The 20,441-nt window shown below is 72.3% G+C and carries 16 protein-coding genes; 5 read left to right on the top strand and 11 right to left on the bottom strand.

Features of this window, described 5'->3' with window-relative positions; translation table 11 throughout:
* Positions 1-156 precede the first annotated feature (156 nt).
* The gene (locus tag AC5L38_RS32925; protein WP_495246716.1) at positions 157-3,318 is read right to left on the bottom strand and encodes an AfsR/SARP family transcriptional regulator; all 3,162 of its coding nucleotides are present in this window, start codon (positions 3,316-3,318) and stop codon (positions 157-159) included.
* 302 nt (positions 3,319-3,620) lie between these two features.
* Here AC5L38_RS32925 and AC5L38_RS32920 point away from each other — a divergent pair, with 302 nt between their 5' ends.
* On the top strand, positions 3,621-4,106 hold the full coding sequence (locus AC5L38_RS32920; protein ID WP_495246715.1) for a hypothetical protein: 486 nt from the start codon (positions 3,621-3,623) through the stop codon (positions 4,104-4,106).
* Between the two features lie 288 nt (positions 4,107-4,394).
* Here the strand turns inward: AC5L38_RS32920 and AC5L38_RS32915 are convergent, their stop codons facing one another.
* Both AC5L38_RS32915 and AC5L38_RS32910 read right to left on the bottom strand, forming a co-directional pair.
* Positions 4,395-5,039 carry a GNAT family N-acetyltransferase gene (locus tag AC5L38_RS32915; protein ID WP_389908599.1) on the bottom strand — a complete coding sequence of 215 codons (645 nt, stop codon included), beginning with the start codon at positions 5,037-5,039 and terminating at the stop codon, positions 4,395-4,397.
* 172 nt (positions 5,040-5,211) lie between these two features.
* Positions 5,212-6,492 (bottom strand): pyridoxal phosphate-dependent aminotransferase, encoded by a 1,281-nt coding sequence (locus AC5L38_RS32910; RefSeq protein WP_495246714.1) that lies wholly within the window; start codon positions 6,490-6,492, stop codon positions 5,212-5,214.
* A gap of 164 nt (positions 6,493-6,656) precedes the next feature.
* Here AC5L38_RS32910 and AC5L38_RS32905 point away from each other — a divergent pair, with 164 nt between their 5' ends.
* Together AC5L38_RS32905 and rnhB are read left to right on the top strand one after the other, a co-directional pair.
* Complete coding sequence (locus tag AC5L38_RS32905; protein WP_495246713.1) at positions 6,657-7,661, top strand: LysR family transcriptional regulator; 1,005 nt, start codon at positions 6,657-6,659, stop codon at positions 7,659-7,661.
* A gap of 228 nt (positions 7,662-7,889) precedes the next feature.
* Positions 7,890-8,564 carry a ribonuclease HII gene (gene rnhB, locus AC5L38_RS32900; RefSeq protein ID WP_495246712.1) on the top strand — a complete coding sequence of 225 codons (675 nt, stop codon included), beginning with the start codon at positions 7,890-7,892 and terminating at the stop codon, positions 8,562-8,564.
* Between the two features lie 58 nt (positions 8,565-8,622).
* Here rnhB and AC5L38_RS32895 read toward each other — a convergent pair whose 3' ends face one another.
* Together AC5L38_RS32895 and AC5L38_RS32890 are read right to left on the bottom strand one after the other, a co-directional pair.
* Positions 8,623-9,009 carry an SCO5389 family protein gene (locus AC5L38_RS32895; RefSeq protein ID WP_495246711.1) on the bottom strand — a complete coding sequence of 129 codons (387 nt, stop codon included), beginning with the start codon at positions 9,007-9,009 and terminating at the stop codon, positions 8,623-8,625.
* Between the two features lie 63 nt (positions 9,010-9,072).
* Positions 9,073-10,038 carry an ATP-binding protein gene (locus AC5L38_RS32890; protein ID WP_495246709.1) on the bottom strand — a complete coding sequence of 322 codons (966 nt, stop codon included), beginning with the start codon at positions 10,036-10,038 and terminating at the stop codon, positions 9,073-9,075.
* A gap of 770 nt (positions 10,039-10,808) precedes the next feature.
* Between AC5L38_RS32890 and AC5L38_RS32885 the strand changes: the two genes are divergently transcribed.
* A complete protein-coding gene (locus AC5L38_RS32885; protein WP_495246708.1) occupies positions 10,809-12,530 on the top strand; it encodes a DUF7927 domain-containing protein in 1,722 nt (573 codons plus the stop codon).
* A gap of 29 nt (positions 12,531-12,559) precedes the next feature.
* On the opposite strand, the gene AC5L38_RS32880 is transcribed toward AC5L38_RS32885, so the two are convergent.
* The gene (locus AC5L38_RS32880) at positions 12,560-13,129 is read right to left on the bottom strand and encodes a hypothetical protein (protein ID WP_495246707.1); all 570 of its coding nucleotides are present in this window, start codon (positions 13,127-13,129) and stop codon (positions 12,560-12,562) included.
* A gap of 210 nt (positions 13,130-13,339) precedes the next feature.
* On the bottom strand, positions 13,340-14,725 hold the full coding sequence (locus tag AC5L38_RS32875; protein ID WP_495246706.1) for an LCP family protein: 1,386 nt from the start codon (positions 14,723-14,725) through the stop codon (positions 13,340-13,342).
* A gap of 228 nt (positions 14,726-14,953) precedes the next feature.
* Between AC5L38_RS32875 and AC5L38_RS32870 the strand changes: the two genes are divergently transcribed.
* A complete protein-coding gene (locus AC5L38_RS32870) occupies positions 14,954-15,865 on the top strand; it encodes a hypothetical protein (RefSeq protein WP_495246705.1) in 912 nt (303 codons plus the stop codon).
* Here AC5L38_RS32870 and AC5L38_RS32865 read toward each other — a convergent pair.
* From AC5L38_RS32865 to AC5L38_RS32850, 4 genes are read right to left on the bottom strand one after another with little or no spacing between them, the layout of a single operon-like run.
* The gene (locus AC5L38_RS32865; protein WP_495246704.1) at positions 15,823-16,800 is read right to left on the bottom strand and encodes an NAD-dependent epimerase/dehydratase family protein; all 978 of its coding nucleotides are present in this window, start codon (positions 16,798-16,800) and stop codon (positions 15,823-15,825) included. The two genes, AC5L38_RS32870 and AC5L38_RS32865, sit on opposite strands and share 43 nt — an antisense overlap.
* The gene (locus AC5L38_RS32860) at positions 16,793-18,454 is read right to left on the bottom strand and encodes a class I adenylate-forming enzyme family protein (RefSeq protein WP_495246703.1); all 1,662 of its coding nucleotides are present in this window, start codon (positions 18,452-18,454) and stop codon (positions 16,793-16,795) included. Before AC5L38_RS32860 ends, AC5L38_RS32865 begins: the two co-directional genes overlap by 8 nt.
* Positions 18,451-19,581 carry a cytochrome P450 gene (locus AC5L38_RS32855; RefSeq protein WP_495246702.1) on the bottom strand — a complete coding sequence of 377 codons (1,131 nt, stop codon included), beginning with the start codon at positions 19,579-19,581 and terminating at the stop codon, positions 18,451-18,453. The genes AC5L38_RS32860 and AC5L38_RS32855 overlap by 4 nt, the downstream gene beginning before the upstream one ends.
* Entirely contained in the window at positions 19,578-20,384 is an 807-nt protein-coding gene (locus AC5L38_RS32850) for a glycosyltransferase family 2 protein (RefSeq protein WP_495246701.1), read from the bottom strand. The genes AC5L38_RS32855 and AC5L38_RS32850 overlap by 4 nt, the downstream gene beginning before the upstream one ends.
* Positions 20,385-20,441: the final 57 nt, after the last annotated feature.

The raw sequence follows: 20,441 nt of genomic DNA, 5'->3' as shown, positions 1-20,441 counted from the left end.
CCGGATGACCGGGCCCCCTACGCGTCGCCCGGGTCAGACGGCCGGCCGGACCCCCACGCCCATCCCGAACCGCGGGGCCTGACTTCGAGGGGAATGCCGGTGATCAACCACGTCTGGATGACGCGTCTCGACGACGACCTGTACGACGGGCTGGGATCAGCTGTCGACCTGGTCGCGCTCCAGCAGAAGACGCAGATCCTCGGCCTCGGGCGCCCCGAGCCTGCCGAACAGGTCGTGGGCGCGTTCGAGGCAGTCCCGGCCGCGCTCGACACGGCCGAGGCCGTTGAGCGCCTTGCCTAACACCGACAGCGCCTGCGCCTCGCCGTACGGGTGGCTGATCTCCCGGCTCACGGTGAGCGCCTGCTCCGCGTGACGGGCCGCGTCCGTGAAGCGGCCCGCGTTGATGAACGTCTCGGCCAGCCGGGAGCAGACCCGCTGCTCCCAGACCCGCTGCCTGCTCGCCCTGAAGAAGGCGAGGCACTCGGCATGGTGGTGGACCGCCTCGTTCAGCCGGCCGACCCGCGACAGGATCATCCCCAGGTGGTAGCGGGCCCTGGCGGTGCCCGCGCTGGAACCCATCTCGATGAAGAGGGCCAGCCCCTGCTCGGCGGCGGCGATCGCCTCCTTCGGCTGCTCCAGGAACAGGTGGTCGCGGGCGGAGTAGCTGAGCGTCAGCGCCTCCCCGCCGCGCGCCCCGACCTCCCTGAACGCCTCGCGCGCGGAGTGGAACCAGGCCAGGGCCTCCACGTGGCGGCGCCGGCGCCCGGCCACGACGGCCAGCGCGTTGAGCACCTCGCCGGTGACGATGCGGTCGCCCCCGGCCGACAGCTCCAGCGACGTGCGGAACTCCTCCTCCGCCTCGGCCAGCCGGTTGGCGCCGAACAGCACCCGCCCGAGCACGTAGCGGCAGCGCAGCTCGCTGGAGACGGCGTCGAGCCGGCGCGCGACGGCCAGCATCTCCCGCGTCCGGCTCTCGAACTCGCGGACGTGGCTGCCCGACTCCAGCAGCGGCTCCATCGCGAGCAGCAGGTCGGCCCCCGGCAGCAGCTCGTCGGCCTTGTCCGCGCAGGTCACCTGGGCGATCGACGCGAACAGCGACTCCGCCTCCACCGACAGCCAGGCCACCGCCTCGTCGGCGGAGGCGAAGGCGTGACCGGTGCCGGTGACTCCCAGCCGGTCGGCCATCGTGCTGCCCTCGTAGGCGAGGCGGTGCGCCGAGCGCGCGGACGCCAGGTAGAAGCCGAGCAACCGGCGCAGCGCCGCCTCGCCCTCCCCGCCGATGGTCACGCTCACACCGGATCCGCGCCGCTCCCCCCGCTTCGTCTCGCCCGCGGCGCAGCTCTCCTCCGTCGCGTTCTCGGTCCGTTCCGCGACGCGGCGGGCGAAGAGCTTGAGCAGGTCGTGGAAGCGGTAACGGCCGGGAGCGGGGGCTTCGAGCAGGCTGGTGTCCACCAGGGACTCCAGGACGTCCTCGGTGTCCATCGGGTCCAGCGCGAGCAGCGCGGCGGCGGCCCCGATCGAGATGTCCGGTCCCCCGGGCAGGGAGAGCAGCCGGAACGCGCGTGCCTGGGCGGGGTTGAGCTGGCCGTACCCGAGGGCGAAGGTCGCCTCCACCGCGAGGTTGCCCACGCGCATCTCGTCCAGGCGGCGGCGCTCGTCGGCCAGCCGGGGCACCAGGGAGGCGACCGTCCAGGACGGCCTGGCGGCCAGGCGGGCCGCCACGATCCGCACCGCGAGCGGCAGGAAGCCGCAGGCGGCGACCACGTCCATGGCGGCGGCGCGCTCGGCCTCCACCCTCTCCACGCCGGCGACGATGCCGAACAGGGCGAGGGCCTCCTCCGGCTCCATGACGTCCAGGTCGACCAGCCTGGCCGAGGCCAGGTCGGCGAGCTTGCCCCGGCTGGTCACGATCGCCGCGCACCCGGCCGAGCCGGGGAGCAACTGGCTCACCTGGGCGGCGTCGCGGGCGTTGTCCAGCAGCACGAGCATCCGCCGGTCGGCCAGGATCGAGCGGAACAGCGCCGACCGCTCGGCCAGGCCGTCGGGGATGGCGTCGGCGGGCAGGCCGAGCCCGCGCAGGAAGGCCGCGAGCACCGACTCGGGAGAGGTCGGCTCCTCGCCGTACCCGCGCAGGTCGGCGTAGAGCTGGCCGTCGGGGAACAGGTCGTGCATGGCGTGGGCGACGTGTACGGCCAGGGCCGTCTTGCCCACGCCGCCGATACCGGAGATGGCCGCGACCGGCACGCCCTCGGAGCCGTCCTGGACCGACAGCAGCGTGCGCAGCCGCGCGATGATCTGGCGTCGGCCGGTGAAGTCGTTCACGGCGGCGGGAAGCTGCGCCGGTCGCGGCAGCTCCGGGCTCGCCGCCCGCGCCTCCGGCGTCCTCGCGTGCTCCGGGTCCGCCTCCGGGGGCGGCTTCGTCTCGGAGCCCTCCCGCGCGGCCGGTTCCGCGGTCTCGGTGGCCCTGGTGGCCCCGGTGGTCCTGGCGACCTCGGCGGGCGCGGGCCGCGCGGGCGGGCCGGCCGAGGCCGGTGCGAGGGCCGGGTCGCCGGTGAGGATGCGCTGGTGCATGCTCGTCAGGTCGGAGCCCGGCTCGATGCCCAGCTCCTCGATCAGCGTGGCGCGGGTGTCGGCGAAGGCGGCCAGCGCCTCGGCCCTGCGCCCGCACCGGTAGTAGGCCAGCATCAGCTGGGCGCGGAGCCGCTCGCGCAGCGGGTGGTCGCCGGTCAGCGCGATCAGCTCGGACAGGACGTCGGCGTGCCTGCCCAGCTCCAGGTCCAGGTCCATCAGGACCTCGAGCACGCTCATCCTGCGCTCGGCGAGCCGCCCGCGCTGGTGTTCGGCGTACGGCCCGACGGCCCCGGCGAGCGGCTCGCCGGTGTGGAGCGCCAGGCTCGCGCGAAGGCTCTCCGCGGCCCGCGCCGGATCACCCTCGCGGCGAGCGGTCTCCGCCTCCTGCACGCCGCGCTCGAAGAGGACCAGGTCGAGGGAGCCGCCGTTCAGCCGCAGCGCGTACCCCCTGCCGACGGAGGTGAGCAGCTCGGGACGGGTGCGCGGCGACCTGCCGGGCTCCAGCACCGCGCGCAGCCGGGAGACGTAGGTACGCAGGGCGCCGAGCGCGCGGGGCGGGGCGTCCTCCCCCCAGATCGCGTCGATCATCTCGGCCGGGGTGACCGCGCGGCCCTCCCTCAGCAGGAGCATCGCCAGGATGGAACGTTGCAGCGGGGTCCCCAGATCGAGCTCGGAACCGTCGCGCCATGCCTGGACAGGACCGAGTACGGCGAACCGCAGCCCGTCTCCGCTGTCCTGAACAGCCATTTCTCAAATCTCCGCCCAATGGGAAGTTTTATGGCCAAATGATAGATCCTCTCTTGCTTACCCCGTAGGTAGAGGCTTGCTTGTTCGCCGAGACGTTGATTGCACGTCAATCGGCTGTTGAGCCATGCCCTCAATCCTGGTGTTGTCGGGCATGGCCCCATACGGGGGCGGCCATGCCCGACATGTCAGCGGATTGCAGGCGCGGATAAAGGGGCTGTAAGTGCGATGCAGGCACCCAGGCCTATCAATAAGCCATGGCTCCTCAAGGAAGCCGGGAGCCGCACCCCTCAAGGAGAACCACCATGCGCCGCTCGATCAGCAGGATTCTCGGCCTCGCCGCCGCCACCGCCGTCATCGCGATCGGTGTTCCCGCCCTCGCCACCCCCGCCTCCGCGGCCACCGCCGCTCCCGTCGCCTCGAACAGCTACGACGAGGAGCCCTGGGGCTACTACTACTCCAAGTACTACGACGACTCCCGCGCCAAGGCCAGGGGCAGCGTCTCGCTCGACGATGACGACCGTCTCCACGTCCGCGGCCGGCTCTACGACAAGTACTCGCCGAGCCGGCTCTGCGGCTACGCCCAGTTCAAGTTCGAGACCCACGACGGCGACGAGAACTACTCCTGGGCCCGCAAGTGCGGCAGCAGCGGCTACCAGAACTTCCACTACGTAGCGGACGAGATCGACAACCTGCAGGTCAGGGTCTGCTACTGGGACAGGCACCACGGCAAGAAGACGCTGTGCGGCAAGTGGCGCTACATCTACGAGATCGAGTCCGACGAGGAGTGACCCGGAGGCTCCGGGACCTCGGGGTCTCCAGGGCCTCCGGTGAGCCCGGCCGGTAGCGCCGCCGGCGGTACCCGCGATCTCCGTTCGACCCGCTGACCGCGCGAGGCGTCACTCGCGTACGACGCCGGACGAACACCAGGCCCGCCCGAGATTTCGGGCGGGCCTTTTGTTCCGTTAAGTAATTTAAATACTGTTTTCGACTCTATGTGCTTTCTGTGTAATTTCTAGGTTTTTATCCTTTTTGGGAAATCCACTGCTCCTCGTAATACCGCACGTCGGGTGTCCGTCTCACGCGGCCTCGGCCAGGCCCATCCGCGCGTGCATCCGTTCTCGGACGACCGGCCATTCGTCACTCAGGATGGAGTAGTACGCGGTATCTCGGACCGTGTCGTCGGCGCCTCGGCTCTCCGCCCGCCGCACACCGTCGAGGTGCGCGCCGAGGGCTTCGATGGCGGCCCGGGAGCGTACGTTCCGTATATCGGCCTTGAGGGTTATGCGGTGGACCTGCCAGGTCTCGAAGGCGAGGGAGAGCATCAGATACTTGCTCTCGCGGTTGACGCCGGTTCCCTGCGCGGAGGCGGAGAGCCAGGTGTAACCGATGTCCGCCACGGACGGGACATCGCCCACCGCCCCGCGAGCGCCCGGCGGCCAGGGCATGGGGCCCTGCCAGTACTCCAGGTTCATGAGACGGGTGGCACCGACCACGCGATCGGTGTGCAGCCACCGGATGGCGAAGGGCATCGTGCGGCCCTCCGCCTGCTCAGCCAGAGCGGCCTCCACGTAGGAGACCATCTCGTCCCGGCCATTGGGGACGCGAGTGAAGGCGTAAGTGGAACGGTCTTCACTCGCCGCGGCGACGAGGTCGTCGACGACCGCGAGGCTGAGCGGTTCCAGGCGCACGAGGCGCCCGGACAGGGTGACGAAAGCGAGCATGAGCACATAATGGGGGCTCTTTCCCTCGCTTGATACCAAACGACACGAGACATCTTGGTGAGCATCGAGGAACGCGCGTGACCTGTGGGTTTCCACGGTAGGAGATCCCGGGCCGGAACCGCCGACGCCACCCCGAAAACCCTTACCGCCGGAGTGATCCGGCGGGGTGCGATCACCCCTTCGCGGGGGCCGCGACGAGCGGGACGCGGGCGGGGCGCGGGGGCTCCTCCCGCCTCGCGGGCAGGCCCGCCAGCGCCTCGCTCAGATGGTCCAGCGAGGCCGAGATCCACGGCAGCGCCAGGGGGTCCGGAGCGTCGAGCGCGGCCAGCCGAAGCCGCGCCGTCTCGCCGTACAGCAGGCTGGTCGCCACCCGCACCCGCAGGGCCGCCGGGTCGTCGCCGAAGGCGTGGCCGGGGAGCACCCCGACGCCGTGCCGGTCGAGCAGGTACGCGGCCAGGTCGGCGGAGGAGGCGAAGTCGAGCCCGGTGAAGTCGGGGTAGAGGTAGAAACCACCCCGCGGCGCGTCCACCCGCACGCCCGCGCGGACGAACCGCTCGTACACCGCCCGCGTCACCGCGCCGTGCAGCTCGCGGCTCCGGCCCACCCGCTCGACGAGCTCCGGCGGCTCGGTGTAGGCGTACGCCGCCGCCTGCTGGACCGGCGCGGCGGGGCTGGACCAGATCTCGCTCGCCACCGCCAGGAGCCGGTCGCGCAGGGCGGGCGACGGGAGCCGGGCCACGCCGATCCGCCAGCCGCCCAGGGCGAGGCTCTTGCTGAGCCCGCTGGTGATCACCGTCCGCTCCGGAGCCACGTCGGCGGGACTGAGGAAACCGGTGTCCGGGGAGTGGACCAGGTCGCGGTAGATCTCGTCGGAGATGATCGTCAGGTCGAGCTCGCGGGCGACCTCGGCGATCCGCCGGATCGTCGCCGCCCCGGCGAGCGTCCCGCTGGGGTTGTCGGGAAGCGTGACCAGCAGCGAGCGCACGTCGCGTCCCCGGGCGCGGGCTTGCCTGACCGCCGCGACCACGCGCTCGGGATCCGGCACCCCACCCTCGCCGGGGGGCGTCGGGACGAGCAGGGAACGTGCCCCGACCAGCTCGGCCTGGGCGGCGTAGCTGACCCAGCTCGGCATCGGCAGCACGATGTCGCCGCCGATCGCCGGCAGCAGGCCGTACAGCAGGGGCTTGCTTCCCGGGCCGCAGACCACCAGGTCGGGGTCGGTGGGCAGGCCGCGCCGCGACCAGTAGCCGCAGGCCGCCTCGCGCAGGGCGGGCGCGCCCGCGACGGGTCCGTAGCCGTTGAGCCCGGACGCCTCGGCCAGCCGCTCGCTCAGTGCCGGATGCACGGGCAGGCCGGCCTCGCCGAAGGCCAGGTGCAGCACGCGCTCACCGGCGCGCCGTCTTCGCTCGATGTCCTCGTTGGCCGCCAGGGTGGCGGAAAGTGTGACGCTCATCGCGGGGTCCCTCTCGTCGCGGAACAGGACGGAACGCGTCCCGGCACGGCGCGGGCCGCCACGGCACGGCACGGCGCGAACCGTTGTGGAACGCCTTCCAGCCTGGTGGGATGGGATGCATCAGGACAAGCTTCGGTTGTCGTGGGTGGGCGTAAGGAAAACCGATGCTCGATTTACGAAGGCTCGCGCTGATCTGTGAATTCGCCCGAAGGGGCAGCATCGCGGCCACCGCGACATCTCTCGGCTACAGTCCCTCGGCGGTCTCGCAGCAACTGGCCGCGCTGGAGCGCCAGGCGGGCGCCGTGCTGATCGACAGGACCGCCAGGAGCGCGGAGCTGACCGACGCGGGGCGCCGCCTGGTCGAGCACGCCGAACGCATCCTGGCCATGGTGGAGAGCGCCGAGTCCGACCTGTCGGCCCAGGCCGCGACCCCCTCGGGACGGGTCACCGTGACCGCCTTCCCGACCGCCGCGGTGGCCTTCGCGCCCGCGCTGGCCAGGACGCTGCGCCGGCACGGCGAGCTCACCCTGCGGATGGGACAGGCCCGCTCGGGACGTGGGATGCGCGAGGTGCAGTCGGGGGAGGTGGACATCGCCGTGATCGACGACTGGCACGGCCGGATGCGCGAGCCCGACACCCTGCGGGTCTTCCCGCTGCTGCGTGATCCGCTGGTGCTCGTGGTGCCGCGCAGGCACCGGCTCGCCTCTCCCGACGTCCCGGTCGACCTGCGGGAGCTGCGCGACGAGCCCTGGATGGCCACCCCGGACGGAGAGCCCTCCCGGCTGGCGGTGGACCGGCTGATGGCCGACGTCGGCGGTCACCGGCCGGTGCCCTGGGAGTTCGAGGGACTGGGCACGATCATCGGCCTGGTCGCCAAGGGCATCGGCATCGCGGCCGTCCCCGCCCTGGCACTGGCCAGCGGGGTCAGAGGCATCGCCGTCCGCCGGTTTCCCGGGTCACCGGTGGGCCGGGTCGTGCACGCCGTCGCCCGATCGTCCAGCATCCACCGCCCCGCCGTCTCCGTCACCCTCCGGGCCGTCCACGTCGCCGCCAGGCTCCTCGCCGCCGACCTGGAGGGGGTCGAGCCGGCGTCCCGGGAACGCCCGGAGGACCGGCCCGAGCCCGAGGGGCCGGAGGGTCGGCCGGAGTCCGAGAAGCGGCCGGAGTGACGCCGGCGCTCAGGGAACGCCCGGAGGGCCGGCGGGAGTTCGAGGGGTGCCCGGAGTGCCCGGAGGGCCGGCGGGAGTCCGAGGGGCGGCCGGAGTGCCCGGAGGGTCGGCCGGAGTCCGAGGGGCGGCCGGAGTGACAGGCTCGGCCGGAGTTCGACGGCCCGGCCGGAGCGGGGTGGTGTCCGGTCCGGGGGCGCACGGAGGCTCGTGTCCCGGTAACGTCGGCACGTGCCTCCCACCTACGCGCTAGAGCGGTTGCTGAACGACGGCGGTTCCAAACTGGTCGCCGGGGTGGACGAGGTCGGGCGCGGAGCCTGGGCCGGTCCGGTGGCGGTCTGCGCCGTGGTCACCGACCTGTCGGAGCCGCCCGCCGGGCTCACCGACTCGAAACTGCTCACCCCCGCCCGCCGCGCCGCCATGGTCTCCGAGATCACCGCCTGGGCGGCCGGGATCGGGTACGGCGAGGCGTCCCACGAGGAGATCGACACGCTCGGGATGACCGAGGCCCTGCGCAGGGCGGCGAGGAGGGCGCTGGCCGGGCTTCCCGTCCGGCCCGACGTGGTCGTCCTGGACGGGAAGCACGACTATCTGGGCGCGCCCTGGCCGGTGAGATGCGAGGTCAAGGGCGACCTCTCCTGCGTCTCGGTGGCCGCGGCCTCCGTGATCGCCAAGGTTCGGCGGGACACCTACATGGCCTCGCTGGGCTTCGAGGAGTACGGGTTCGCCGACAACGCGGGCTATCCCTCACCGGTCCACCAGGCGGCGCTGGCGGCCCTCGGCCCGACGGAGCACCACCGCCTGTCCTGGTCCTATCTGGACGACCTTCCCCGGTGGCGCCATCTCAAGAGGCATCGCAACCCGCTGGCCGGAGAGGGCCAACTCGGACTTTTCGGACCGCGATGAGACCGGTCCGGAGACCGGGATGAGACCGGGGAAGGCGGTTCGCCTCGGAACGAGGCCGTCAGCAGTCGACCAGCTCGGGCGTCTGGTTGAGGATCTGCGATCTGGCCGTGACGAACTTCGCGTGGGCGCCGGTGGCGGACGGGTCGAAGACGGCGACCCGGTGACAGTTCTGGAAGGCCAGCCTCACCCCGAAGTGGCGCTCCAGGGCACCGCGCATGGCGTCGCTGGCGAGGGCGCGCAGGAGCTGGCCGCGAGCGGCCTCGTCCGGTGGGGGCACCGTGTTGTCGGCGAACTCGGCACCGGTGTGCTCGCGCTCCTTGACCAGGCCGCTGATGAGCGCCCAGGCGTACGGAAGGGAGTCTCTGACACAGGTGACGAATGCCGCGTCGTCCACCTCACCGGCCTTGGCCTGGTCGAGAAGATCGTTTGAAACGGTCAGCGACATGCTGCGTTCTCCTCACAGAAGGGGATTCATCAGACACTAGGTCGGGCCTACGGAGCGCTCCATCTAGCGGGAGAGCGACACTCGTGTGGGCCCGAAGACGAAGCCGGGGTCGATCTGGGCCGCCAGATCCTCGCCCGTGGCCCTGTTGGCCCAGGCCTCCGCGTTGCGGAGGTGGAACTGCACCGCCTGGCGCCCGAAGCGGAACCAGTCTTTCTCCTGGGCGTCGAGATGGTCGAGGATCGTGCCCAGAGCCCGGGAGTTGGCCGGTTCGAGGTCCCGGAGGGTGAAGGGGCGGCCCTGCTCCATCGCGCGGATCGCCGCGGAGTGCTCCAGGCAGACCAGCAGGTCGTCGCCGATCTGGTCGCGCAGGAACGCCACGTCTCCCGGGCCGTGGACCTTGTTGCCCACCACCGCCACCGGCACGCCGTAGTCGGCGGCGTAGTCGCGGTACTGGCGGTAGACGCTCACGCCCTGGCGGGTCGGCTCGGCCACCAGGAAGGTCATGTCGAAGCGGGTGAACAGTCCCGAGGCGAAGGAGTCGGCCCCGGCCGTCATGTCGACCACGACGTACTCGCCCGCGCCGTCGAGCAGGTGGTTCAGGTAGAGCTCCACGGCGCCGACCTTGGAGTGGTAACACGCCACCCCCAGGTCGTCCTCGTTGAACGGCCCGGTGACCATGAGCCGGGGCCCCTCGGGCGTGGCGACGGAGAACCCGGTGTGGATCGGGTCGTCCTGCTCGTCGAGGCGGAGCAGCCGCGAGCCGGACCCCGGCGGGGTGGTCTTGACCATCGCGGCAGCCGAGGAGATGCGGGGGTTGTCGCCCCGCAGGTATTCCTTGATCTCGGTCAGGTGCGAGCCCATCGGCCTCGGCAGCGCGCCGTCGGCCACCCCCAGCGCCATGCCCAGGTGCTGGTTGATGTCGGCGTCGACGGCCACGACGGGACCGCCCCGGCTCGCGGTGTATCTCGAGAAAAGCGCCGACAGGGTCGTCTTGCCGCTGCCGCCCTTGCCGACGAACGCCACCCTCATAACGACGATCCAATCTGATTATGAAAATCATTTCAAGAACTTCGAAGGCCCATCATGCCACGGCGGGCGGGGGCGCGGGGCGCGTATCGCGAGGAGAAGGGGAGGCGCGTCCGTGTCGCGAACGCGGATGAGAGTGATCTCCCATGACGGAGACGGGTGAAAGGGGCGAGGGAAAACACCTGCCATGTCATGACCGGCGATAAAGATCCGCTCTTACCGCTTCGGGGTCTCCTGTACGGATTCGGCGACCTCCTTGGTAGTCGGCGGGGTGGATGTTTACCGTCGGCGCCGGTGAGATCCGGCCGGTCCGGGTATCCCACCCCGAGTCGGTTGATCTTGAGCCCCCCTGCGAGATCGTGGACAAGGGTCAGCAAGGGGCTTTGGTGGTACACAGCGGTACCTGGTCGCGTCGCGTTTCCGCACGGCGGGTTCTCGGACAGTGGTTTTCCGGACGGGGTGTCTCCGGGCGGGGTGTCTCCGGGCGGAGGTTCGCCGAGGGGGGAGCCTTCGGGCGGAGGGGCTTCAGGCGGCGGCTTTCCGCGCGAGGGCTTTCCGAACGGTGGGCCTTCGGGGGGAGGGGCCTCGGGCGGCGGGCCCGGGGGTTCGCCGCGTGGGGGGTCGCGCTCGCGGTGCTCGCGGTGCCCATGACGCCGTCGCCGGCTCTCGCCGCATCCGGGCGGGGGGTGGCGGAGGCGTCCTCGCCGTCCGTCCGGGCGGAGAGGAGACTTCCGCCCGTGCCTGCCCCGGGTGGGAGGTCCTCGTCCGTACCGGTGAAGAACCTGCCCGTGCCGATGGAGGAGAAGTCCTCGGCCGTGCCGGCGGAGGACTCGGCCGTGCCGGCGGGGAGCTCGGCCGTGCCTGCCGAGGAGGACGAGAAGGACGAGAAGGACGAGGAGGAGCAGCAGGGCCAGGAGGGCGAGGTGGCGGCGCCGGCCGGGGCCGATGCCGCCTCGGAACCCGGGGGAACGTCCGCTTCCGCCCGGACGGTGGACGACGGGTCCATCCAGGGGGTGGACGGGGTGCCCGTCCCCGTACCGGCGGAGGACAAAGAGCCCTCGCCCGCGTCCGTGACGGGGAAGCGGGTCGTACGGGTCGCCGCCGGTGGCGAGAGCCGTGCGGCGGCGGGGGCCGGGAAGCCGGAAGTCGAGATCACCAAGACGGCCTGGCCCGCCCTCGCCAAACCCGGGCAGAAGGTCGCCTACACCGTCGAGCTGCGCAACACCGGTGACACCGGCCGTCGGGGTCTCACCTTCACCGACGACCTGTCGGGCCTGCTCGACGACGCGCGCTTCGACCACGACCAGTGGGCCACCTCGGGCACGGTGTCCTTCACCGCGCCCGAGGTGACCTGGACCGGTGACGTGGCCGCCGGTCAGACGGTGAAGGTCACCTACGGCGTCACGGTGGACGACCCCCCGGCCGGGGACCTGCGTCTCTCCGGTGAGCTGGTCGGCCCCGAAGGCTCCAACTGCGCGGCCGGGTCCGCCGATCCCGCCTGCGGAAACCTCGGCGCGCCCGGCCTGCCGCTGCTGTACGTCCTCATGACCGCCGACAGGGAGACCGCCGGTCCCGGTCAGGCGGTCGCATACACGATCACCGTCGGCAACGTCGGCAACGCCGCCTACCAGGGGGCCAGGCTGACCGGGGAGCTCTCCCGGGTCCTCGACGACGCGACCTACAACGGTGACGCGCGGGTCACGAGCGGCACCGTCTCGTACGGCGCGCCCAAGCTGGCCTGGAACGGCGACATCCCGATGGGAGAGACGGTCACGATCACCTACAGCGTGACCGTCGGCACCTCGGGCGCCGGGGACGGGGTGCTGGACAGTGCCGTCCAGGCCCCGGGGGGCGGAACGAACTGCCCCGACCCGGTGCCGTGGTCCGCCAGGCGCGCCGCCCCCGTGCCTGACGCGGGTTTCGGCTGCGCGCAGCGGATCGCCGTGCAGGGGACGACCACCGGGCCGCTCGGGCCCCAGGCTTCCGGGTCCGGTGACGCCGCGGTGGACGTGGCGCCCGGGGCCGGCTGCCCGGCGGGGTCGACCGGACCGGGCTGCGGGACGGGATCGGCGGCGAACGCCTCCACGCCGGAACCGGCGTCGGCGCCCGCCTCTGGGCCGGTGCCCGATCCGGATGCCGTGCCGATGCCCGCTCCCGGGTCGGTGTCCGATCCGGGGGCGGTGCCGGCGCCCGCTCCCGGGTCGCTACCCGTTCCAGGGCGAACGCCGGTGTCCCCTCCGGGGCCCGCGCCCGTCTCTAGTCCTGAGCCGGCCCTGGCACCCGCGCGGGTGCCGAAACCGTCCGTCGTGCCGTCGTGCGGGCCGGGCAGGGGGCGGTCCTTCGCGATTCCCTGTCCTGAGGACGGGCCTCGCGAGGGACCGGCCGGCCCCTCGCTCCCCTTCACGGGGCTGCCGCTCTGGCCGGTCCTGGTGGGCCTCCTGCTCTCCGGCCTCGGCCTGGTCCCGCGGTGGCGTACCCGGGGAGGAAGGCCCTAGCCGGGCGCTCACCGCGGCCGGATGCCGGATCAGATCGCCGGGATCCGGCGGCGACGGCGGAGCAGGAACGCGCCGGTGGCCAGTCCCGCGGCGACGGCGCAGGCCAGCGAGACCGGCAGGACCCAGTCGGCCGTCTTCTCCGGCACGGCCACGGTGTTGATGTCCGTGGCGCAGACCAGCACGGGTCCGGTTGCGCTCCTGCGGGCGCAGGCCGTCGTCGCCAGGTTCCGCAGCGCGGCCCCCGCGACCGCGCCGACCCGGGCGCTCATGTGGACGATGGCGTCCTTCTGGGGAGGGACGTTCACCGTCCACGCCACCTTGCCCTGCTTCACCCGCCCCCCGGCGTCGGCTTTCACGAAGGTCATGGACGACGGCAGGGACTGCACCAGGAGGACGCGCTTCAGCTGGCTGGTCCCCTGGTTGCTGATACGGAGCGTGTACGTGTTCTCCGCGCCGGGGGCGGTCTCCCGCGCCCCGTCGTCGAGGGAGATGGAGACCGAGGGGACCGGATCGGCCCAGGCGAGGGGCGATCCAACAGCGGGTGCGGTGAATGCGGCGATTGCGGCGAGCAGGCTCGCGCTCGCCAGATGACGTTTCATCCTCGAACCTCCATGGTGACAGTGAGTAATCACTCCATAACAGCATTCCGACCCTCGTGGGCGCTCTCAACGCGCCGTACGCGCCATACACGCCGTATGCGCCGAGCGTGTCGTCCGCACGGTTCGCCAGGTCGCCGGTTCGCCGGGGTCGCCGGTTCGCCGGGGCCGCCGGGTCGCGGGGTCGTCAGTGGCAGGCGGGTCGCGGGGTCGTCAGTGGCAGGCGGAGTCGAGGACGACGGCGTTCGTCTCGGCGCGCTGGCTCGCGTTCCTCCGGTTTCCGGCCTGCAGGGCGGGAACGGAGCGGGGCGGGGCGGGCGGTGCCTCCAGGGCGGCGGTGACCTCGCGCCTGATCAGGTGGTAGTCGGGCGCGCCCGAGTAGATCAGCGGGGGAACGAACTGGAGGCTCCTGATCCTGGAGTCCTTCACCTTCTCCGCCAGCCCGATCAGGTCGGGCAGCAGCTGCCGGGGTATGTCGGTGGAGATCGCGTCGACGGCGGCGGTGGCCAGTTTCTCGAAGCTCTGGAAGACCGCCACCGGGTCGGCCTGCTTGGCGACGGCGTTCAGCAGGCACTTCTGGCGGCCCATCCGCACGTAGTCGTCGCTGTCGGTGCGGGACCTGCCGTACCAGAGCGCCTCCTCGCCCGAGAGTTTCCGCCTGCCCGCCTCGATCAGGCCCTCGTTCTGCCTGCCGTACACGATGGGATCCTTGATGCGGACCCGTACGCCGCCTATCGCGTCGACGATTTCCACGAATCCCCTCATGTCGACCATCGCGTAATAGGGGATGTCGAGCCCGAGGATGCCGCTGATCGTTCTTTTCAGGAGTGTCGGGCCGCGGTGCCGTTTGTTCTGCCGGGGGACCATTTCCGGATAGTCCTCGGCGTACTGGTAAATCTCGTTGAGCATGCCCGGCGTGTACGGCGGCTCGCCCTGGAAGCCGTAGGGGAAGCGGTCGCGGGCCGGTCCGGGCGGCATCGGGACGTCCTCCAGGTTCCTGGGCAGGCCGAACAGCAGGGTGTCGCCGGTCCGGGTGTCGACACTGGCCACGGTCATGCTGTCGGTGCGCACGCCGACCCGGTTGGCCGCCGCGTCCGCGCCGACGAGCAGGATGTTGAGCCGGTCCAGGCCCTTCCACGGGTCCACCGGGATCGGCGTGACGCTCTCGGCGAACACCGAGGTCACCACGTTGTGGGAGAGGTAGGCCAGCCGGGCCGCGTAGGCCATGGGAGCGATCACCAGCACGCACAGCACGCCGACGGCGGCGGCCGAGAGGTACCGGGCCGCGAGGGGCGCCGACTCCGGCCGTACCAGCAGGTAGGAGCGGACGATCACGGCGACGGCGACGACCGCGACCAGCATCGCGGTGAGCGCGAAGACCCAGAGCCAGGCCGGCTGCACGGCGAGGGAGAGCAGCGAGGGCCCGGCGGTCAGCCAGGCGGTCGCGGCGGCCCCGGCGAGGGTGAGCTCGACACCCATCAGGAAGGCGCCGGTCAGGCGGCGGCCCGTCCAGATGTGGGCCAGCCCCCACAGAACGGCCGAGCCCAGTGTCAGTGCCAGGCTCGATCCGACGCCTGTTCGCCCCGTATTGCCTGCCATCGCCGTGACATCTCCTGTCCGTCAGCCCAATACGTCGCAGGTTAGTAACGGTTTTCGGTTGAATCGGCTATGTGATTGTTCGACGCGCTGGGGATGGTGGGTCAAGGTTTGTAAACCAGATTCCGCCGCCGGGATGACACTGATCTTCAAGTTCGCGTCAAAAAGAGCCTGTATCTGGTTTTGTCAGGCAAACGCGGGGATTCCCAGGTAAAGCGGTTAGGGGGGCCCGTGCGTAGAGTGATCGGTTCGATTTTGATCGCGCTCGGATGCCTGCTCGCTCCCTTCGCCCTCACCGCCCACTGGGCGGCGAGCGAGATCGCGGATCCCGACCGCTACATCCGCAACGTGTCCCCGCTGTCCTCTCACCCGGCCGTCAAGGACGCCGTCACGGACCGCGTCACCGACGAGATCGTCCTGCGGTTGCGCGGCCTGGGGCTCTCGGTCGGCGGCGAACTCATCCGCGAGACGGTGAAGGCCGGCGTCGACGACGACTTCGCCATCGCCTGGGTGGAGATCAACAAGCTGACGCACCGCAGGTTCCTCGCGATCCTGGGCCACGACCCGAACCCGAGCGTGGAGGATGACGGCGTCGGCTACGACCTCGCCCCGGTGTACGAGCTGGTCAAGCGGAGGTTGCAGGTCGCCGGCATGGGGGCCGCGTCGCGCCTGCCCAACACGCACCCCGTCACCCTGCTGCTGCCCGCCTCCGCCATGATGATGATCGAGAAGGTCTACGACGAGCTGATCTCGCTGAGGTGGGTCCTGGTGGGCATGTCACCGGTCCTGATCGCCGCGGGGGTGGCCCTGACGCGCGACCGGTGCGTCGCGCTGATCGGCGCCGGGCTCGGCCTGGCCGCGAGCATGCTCGCGCTGGCGATCGCCATGTCCGCGGTCCGCAACGTCTACCTGCCCGGCGTCGTCACCGGCGGCCTGTCGTACGCCGCCGTGGTCGCGATCTTCGACGCGCTGACGGCCTTCCTGCGGAACGCCCTTCGGGTGATCTTCACGCTGGGCCTGCTCGTGGCGGCGGCGGCCTTCTTTTTCAGGGGCAGGCTCATCCGCACCAGGCTCGCGGGGGCGGCGTTCGAAGCCCGCTCTCACCAGTCCGCGGAGCCCTCGAAGGACGTTCCCGAGGGGTGATAGCCGAGCCGGGTGCGCGCGGCGGTGATGTCGAGGGTCCGCTCGACGGCCAGGTGGCCCGCGGCGTAGCGGGTCAGCCGGGGCGGGCGCGGGCGCCGGAGCAGCCGGGACGCGGTCTCGGCGACGGCGGCGAGGGGGTCTGCGAGCCCGAGCGGCAGGTAGTACGGTTCGGCGTCGATGCCGCGTTCCCGGAGGATCGCGCGCAGGGCGTCGTCGAGCACGACGGGCTCGGCGTCGGTCACGTTGAAGACGCCGTGGTCGACCGGGCCCTCGGCGGCGAGCAGGCAGGCCCGGACCAGGTTGTCCACCGAGGTCAGGCTGATCCGCTGGCGGCCGTCGCCCACCGCGATCAGCCTGCCGCCCCTGACCGCGCCGAGGACCCGGGGGAGCAGCGTGGTGTCCCCCCTGCCGTAGACCGCGTGCGGGCGCAGGACGACCGCCCGCTCCAGGCACCTCTCCGCGGCGGCCTTCGAGGCGCCGTACGCGTTGGCGTACCGCCCGACCGGGGCGGCGTCCTCGGCGGCCATCACGGTCGGCCGGAACGGGTCGTAGACGCTCGCCGTGCTGACGTGCACGAACCTGGCACCGGGAAAGGCGGAGGCGGCGTTGCGGGTGCCGTCCACGTTGGCGGCCCAGATCTCACGCGGCGGCCCCCAGTCCGTGACGCTCCCGGCGCAGTGGATCACCGCGTCCACCCCTCCGGGGAACGTCACGGGAGGGGGGCCGAGAAGATCCCACGAGGTGTACGGGGCGCCGCCGACGTGCTCGGCGTCCACCCGGGGCCGCCTGCCGAAGGCCGACACCGTCCAGCCCCGCGCCACGGCCGCCCGGCAGACCGCGCCCCCCACGAACCCGGAGGCGCCCGTCACCGCGATCCTCGGACCCCGCCCGCCGGGCGTGGCGGGTCGCTCGGGCACGGTGGGGAACTCAGGCACGGCGGGCGACCAGGTCTCGCAGGGCGGCCCGGTCGAGCTTGTCGGCCCGGCCCGAGCGGGGGAAGGCGTCGAGCGGCTCGATCCGGTCGGGCATGGCCGCGGCGTCCACGATCCTGGGAAGGGCCCCGCGCAGCAGGTTCTCGTCGTAGCCGTCCGCGGGCACGACGGCCAGCACGACCTCCTCGTCCCCGGTCTCGGGGTCGGGGAGCCCGACGATCGCGGCCTCGGCCACCCCGGGCAGCGCCGCGACACCGGACTCGTACAGGCCCGGGTAGATGTTGAACCCGTCGCGGAGGATCATGTCCTTCTTCCGGCCGAGCAGCACCAGCCGGTCTCCTTCGAGCCGGACCAGGTCGCCGGTGGCGATCTCCCGCAGCGGCTCCTCGCCGAGGTAGCGGCGCGCGAGGTGGGGGCCGGAGACGAACAGCTCACCGTCCTCGGCGATCCGGACGCCGACGCCGGGCAGGGGCACCCCGAGCAGGTCTCCGCCCGCCTGGGCCAGCTTCTCCCCGGCGGACGCGATCGCGATGGGGAGCGCCTCGGTCATCGCGTAGACCGACAGGATCTCGGGCCCCGCCTCGATCGCGCGGCGGAGCACGCCCGGCGGGGCGGGGGCGGCGCCGAGCAGGAGGTAGCGCAGGGTCCCGGGGAGCCTGGGGGTCTCGCGCAGCAGCCTGTCCAGGTGGACCGGCACGGCGAAGGTGTGGGTGGCCCGCCGGGCGGCCAGTTCCGCGGCGAGGTCGCCGCCTCCGGGCAGGGACCAGGTCGCCCCGGCCAGCAGGGCGGGGAGCCCGAGCATCAGCTGGTCGGTGTGCACGACGTCACCGGGGCCCAGCGGGAACGCGCTCCTGAACATCTCCAGCCCGGCCGCGAGCGACCCTCGGGTGTGCACCACTCCCCGGGGGCGTGCCGTGGTCCCCGAGGTGAAGATCACTGCCGCCGGTTGGTCCGGGTTTGCCCGGTACGCCTCCGGTTCGGCCCCCCAGAGGGCGGCCTCGCCGTCCCGGCGGCTGTTCGGGCCGGTCCCCTGGGTCGCCGGGTCGGTGGAGACGCCGGACGGCCGGAGGATCCGGGAGAGCCGCAGTGCCCCCCGGGGGACCCCGGGCAGCCACGGGCCCGCGTACAGGTGGCGGACGGGGTGGCCGGGTAGCGGGTCCGCGAGGTTCGGCAGGAGCAGGCCCCGGCGGCGGGCCAGGCCCCTGAGCGGGCCGCTCAGGGTGTAGAGCAGGGACTCGCTGACCACCCACGCGGGCCGGGCCGCGGCCATCCGGGCCGCGAGCACGTCGGGCGCGAGGCCGGGGTCCGCGAGGACGAGCGTCCCGCCCGCCGCCACGGCTCCCAGCGCCAGTGCCACCGCGTCCACCCCGGGCCGCACCGCGAACAGCACCCCGTCCCCGGGCCGCATCCCGCCTTCCGGCCGGGTCCGGTCCTCCGGTCGCGTCCGGTCCTCCCCCCGGGCCTCGTTCTCCGGTCGTACCCGGTCTTCCGGTCGTGCCCTGCCGCGTGACGGTGGCCCGCCCATCGCGTCGCGGACCGCCGACACCCGGCGGGCCAGCTCGCCGTAGGTGATCTCGCGGCCCCGGCCGTCGACGATGGCGGTACGTCCCGGCTCCCGGGCGGCGGCCGTCATGATCCCGTGGATGATGTCGTTCACGCGGCGTCGACCCGGCCGACCCACAGGTGCTCGTAGGTGGGGATGAGAACCCCCCTGGCCGCGCGTCGCCGTACCACGCGCACCCGGTGGGAGAGCAGGACGGAGGCCACCGCCCTGATCTCCGCCAGGGCCAGCGGGTAGCCGATGCAGAAGTGCGGGCCCGCGCCGAACCAGAGCCTGCGCAGCTCGGGCGGGTGGGCGCGGGAAGGGTCGAACGGGCCGTACGCCCTGGCGCAGTTGTGGGTGACGATCAGCACCCGGTCGCCGGGACGTACCGCCGTGTCCCCGACGCGCGCCGGGGCGGCCACCGAGCGCAGCATCAGCGGGGTCGGCGTGGTGACCCGCATGGCCTCCTCGATGGTCCTGTCCAGGTCGCCGACCGGGGTCCGGTGGTCGTGCAGGAGGGCGACGAGCCGGGGGACGAACGTGGCGACGGTCTCGGTACCGGTCAGGAAGAACGCCCCGGCCGCGCCCCTGGCCTCGGCCACGGACAGCCCCTGAGCCCGCATCCGGCCCATGACCGTGGACTCGTCCCCGGCCTCGTAGGCGGCCTGCGCGATGTCCCCGATCCGGTCGAGCACCCGCCTGGCGACGGCCACCTGCCGGCCCGACAGCCGTCGCGAGCGCAGCGAGACCATCGAGACGACCCGCTCCCCGTCCGCGAACAGCTCCCTGGCCCGCGCCTCGGAGACCTCGCCCAGCCCGATCACCCGGCAGATGACCGCCCCGGCCATCAGCCGCATCGCGTCCACCAGGTCGACCGTCTCGCCCCGCCCCAGGCGCGCGGAGAGGGCGCCGAGCGGCTCGCGGAGCACGTCGTCCACCAGCGCGGACACGTAGCCGGTGGTGAACAGCGGCATCAGCTTCCTGCGGAGCGCGAGATGGCCGGGTCCCTCCATGTTGAGCAGCACGGAGGGGCCGAGCACGGGCGTCCACAGGTCGCCGGGCGAGCCGGGGCCGTCCTTGCGGAACCGCTCGTCCATCAGCACTGCTCGCGCGACGGCGGCGTCGTTGACCACCACCCCCAGCCCGGGGACGCGCACCACGGGCCCGAGCCGGGCCAGCAGCCGCATGAGCGGGTAGACGAAGGGGTGGGCGGCCAGGTAGAGGCGGGTCTCGTGGTTCACCGGACGTCGATCACTTCCGGCCGGTAGTGGTGGTCGGCGTACCAGGCGAGGGTGCCCGCGAGGCCGTACGCCCGCAGCCTGCGCACGGAGCCGAAGACCACCACGTCGCGACGCGAGGCGTACGCGGGGGTGAGGGTGCGCACCCGGTTTACCAGGGCGCGGTCCTCGTGGACCTCCTCGATCGCGGTCCTGGGGAAGCCGCCCGCGCGCTCGTAGAGGCCCGCGGTGATGGCCAGGGTGGCGCCGGGCATCATCACGTACGGGCCCAGGTAGCGCGGGTCCCTGTTGCCCGGCCGGAAGCGCCCGAAGGTCGCCGCCACCTCCACCACGAACGGGATGAGGTGGCGCTCCCAGAACTTCAGCCGGAACTCGTCGGTCCGGGGCCGCAACTGCCCGCCGACCATCTCCAGCCCGTCGCCGAAGGCCCGCCGGATGTTGCGCACCCAGTCGGGGCGGGGCAGGCAGTCCGCGTCGGTCCTGGCCAGGTGGGTCGCCCCGTGCGCGATGGCGTGGCGCATGCCGGTGTCGGAGGCGGCGCCCGTGCCCTTCCGCGTCTCGACGACCACCTGGACGCCGTGCCGCCGTACGACCTCGGCGGTGCCGTCGGTGCTCGCGTTGTCCACCACGAGCAGCGTGAAGTCCCGGTCCTCCTGCTCGGCCAGCGCCCGCAGCGTCGCCTCGATGCCGGGGGCCTCGTTGTAGGCGGGGACGATCACCCAGAGGTCCATCGCGTTCTCGCCGGTGTCATGCCGGTACTGGTCCGTCACGTTCTCGCCGGTGTCATGCCGGTACTGGTCCGTCACGTTTTCGCCGGTGTCATGCCGGTACTGGTCTGTCACGTTCTCGCCGGTGTCATGCCG

This window comes from Streptosporangium nanhuense (assembly GCF_059358815.1).
The sequence above is the reverse complement of the archived record's forward strand: the minus strand, read 5'-3'. Positions and strand labels throughout refer to the sequence as shown.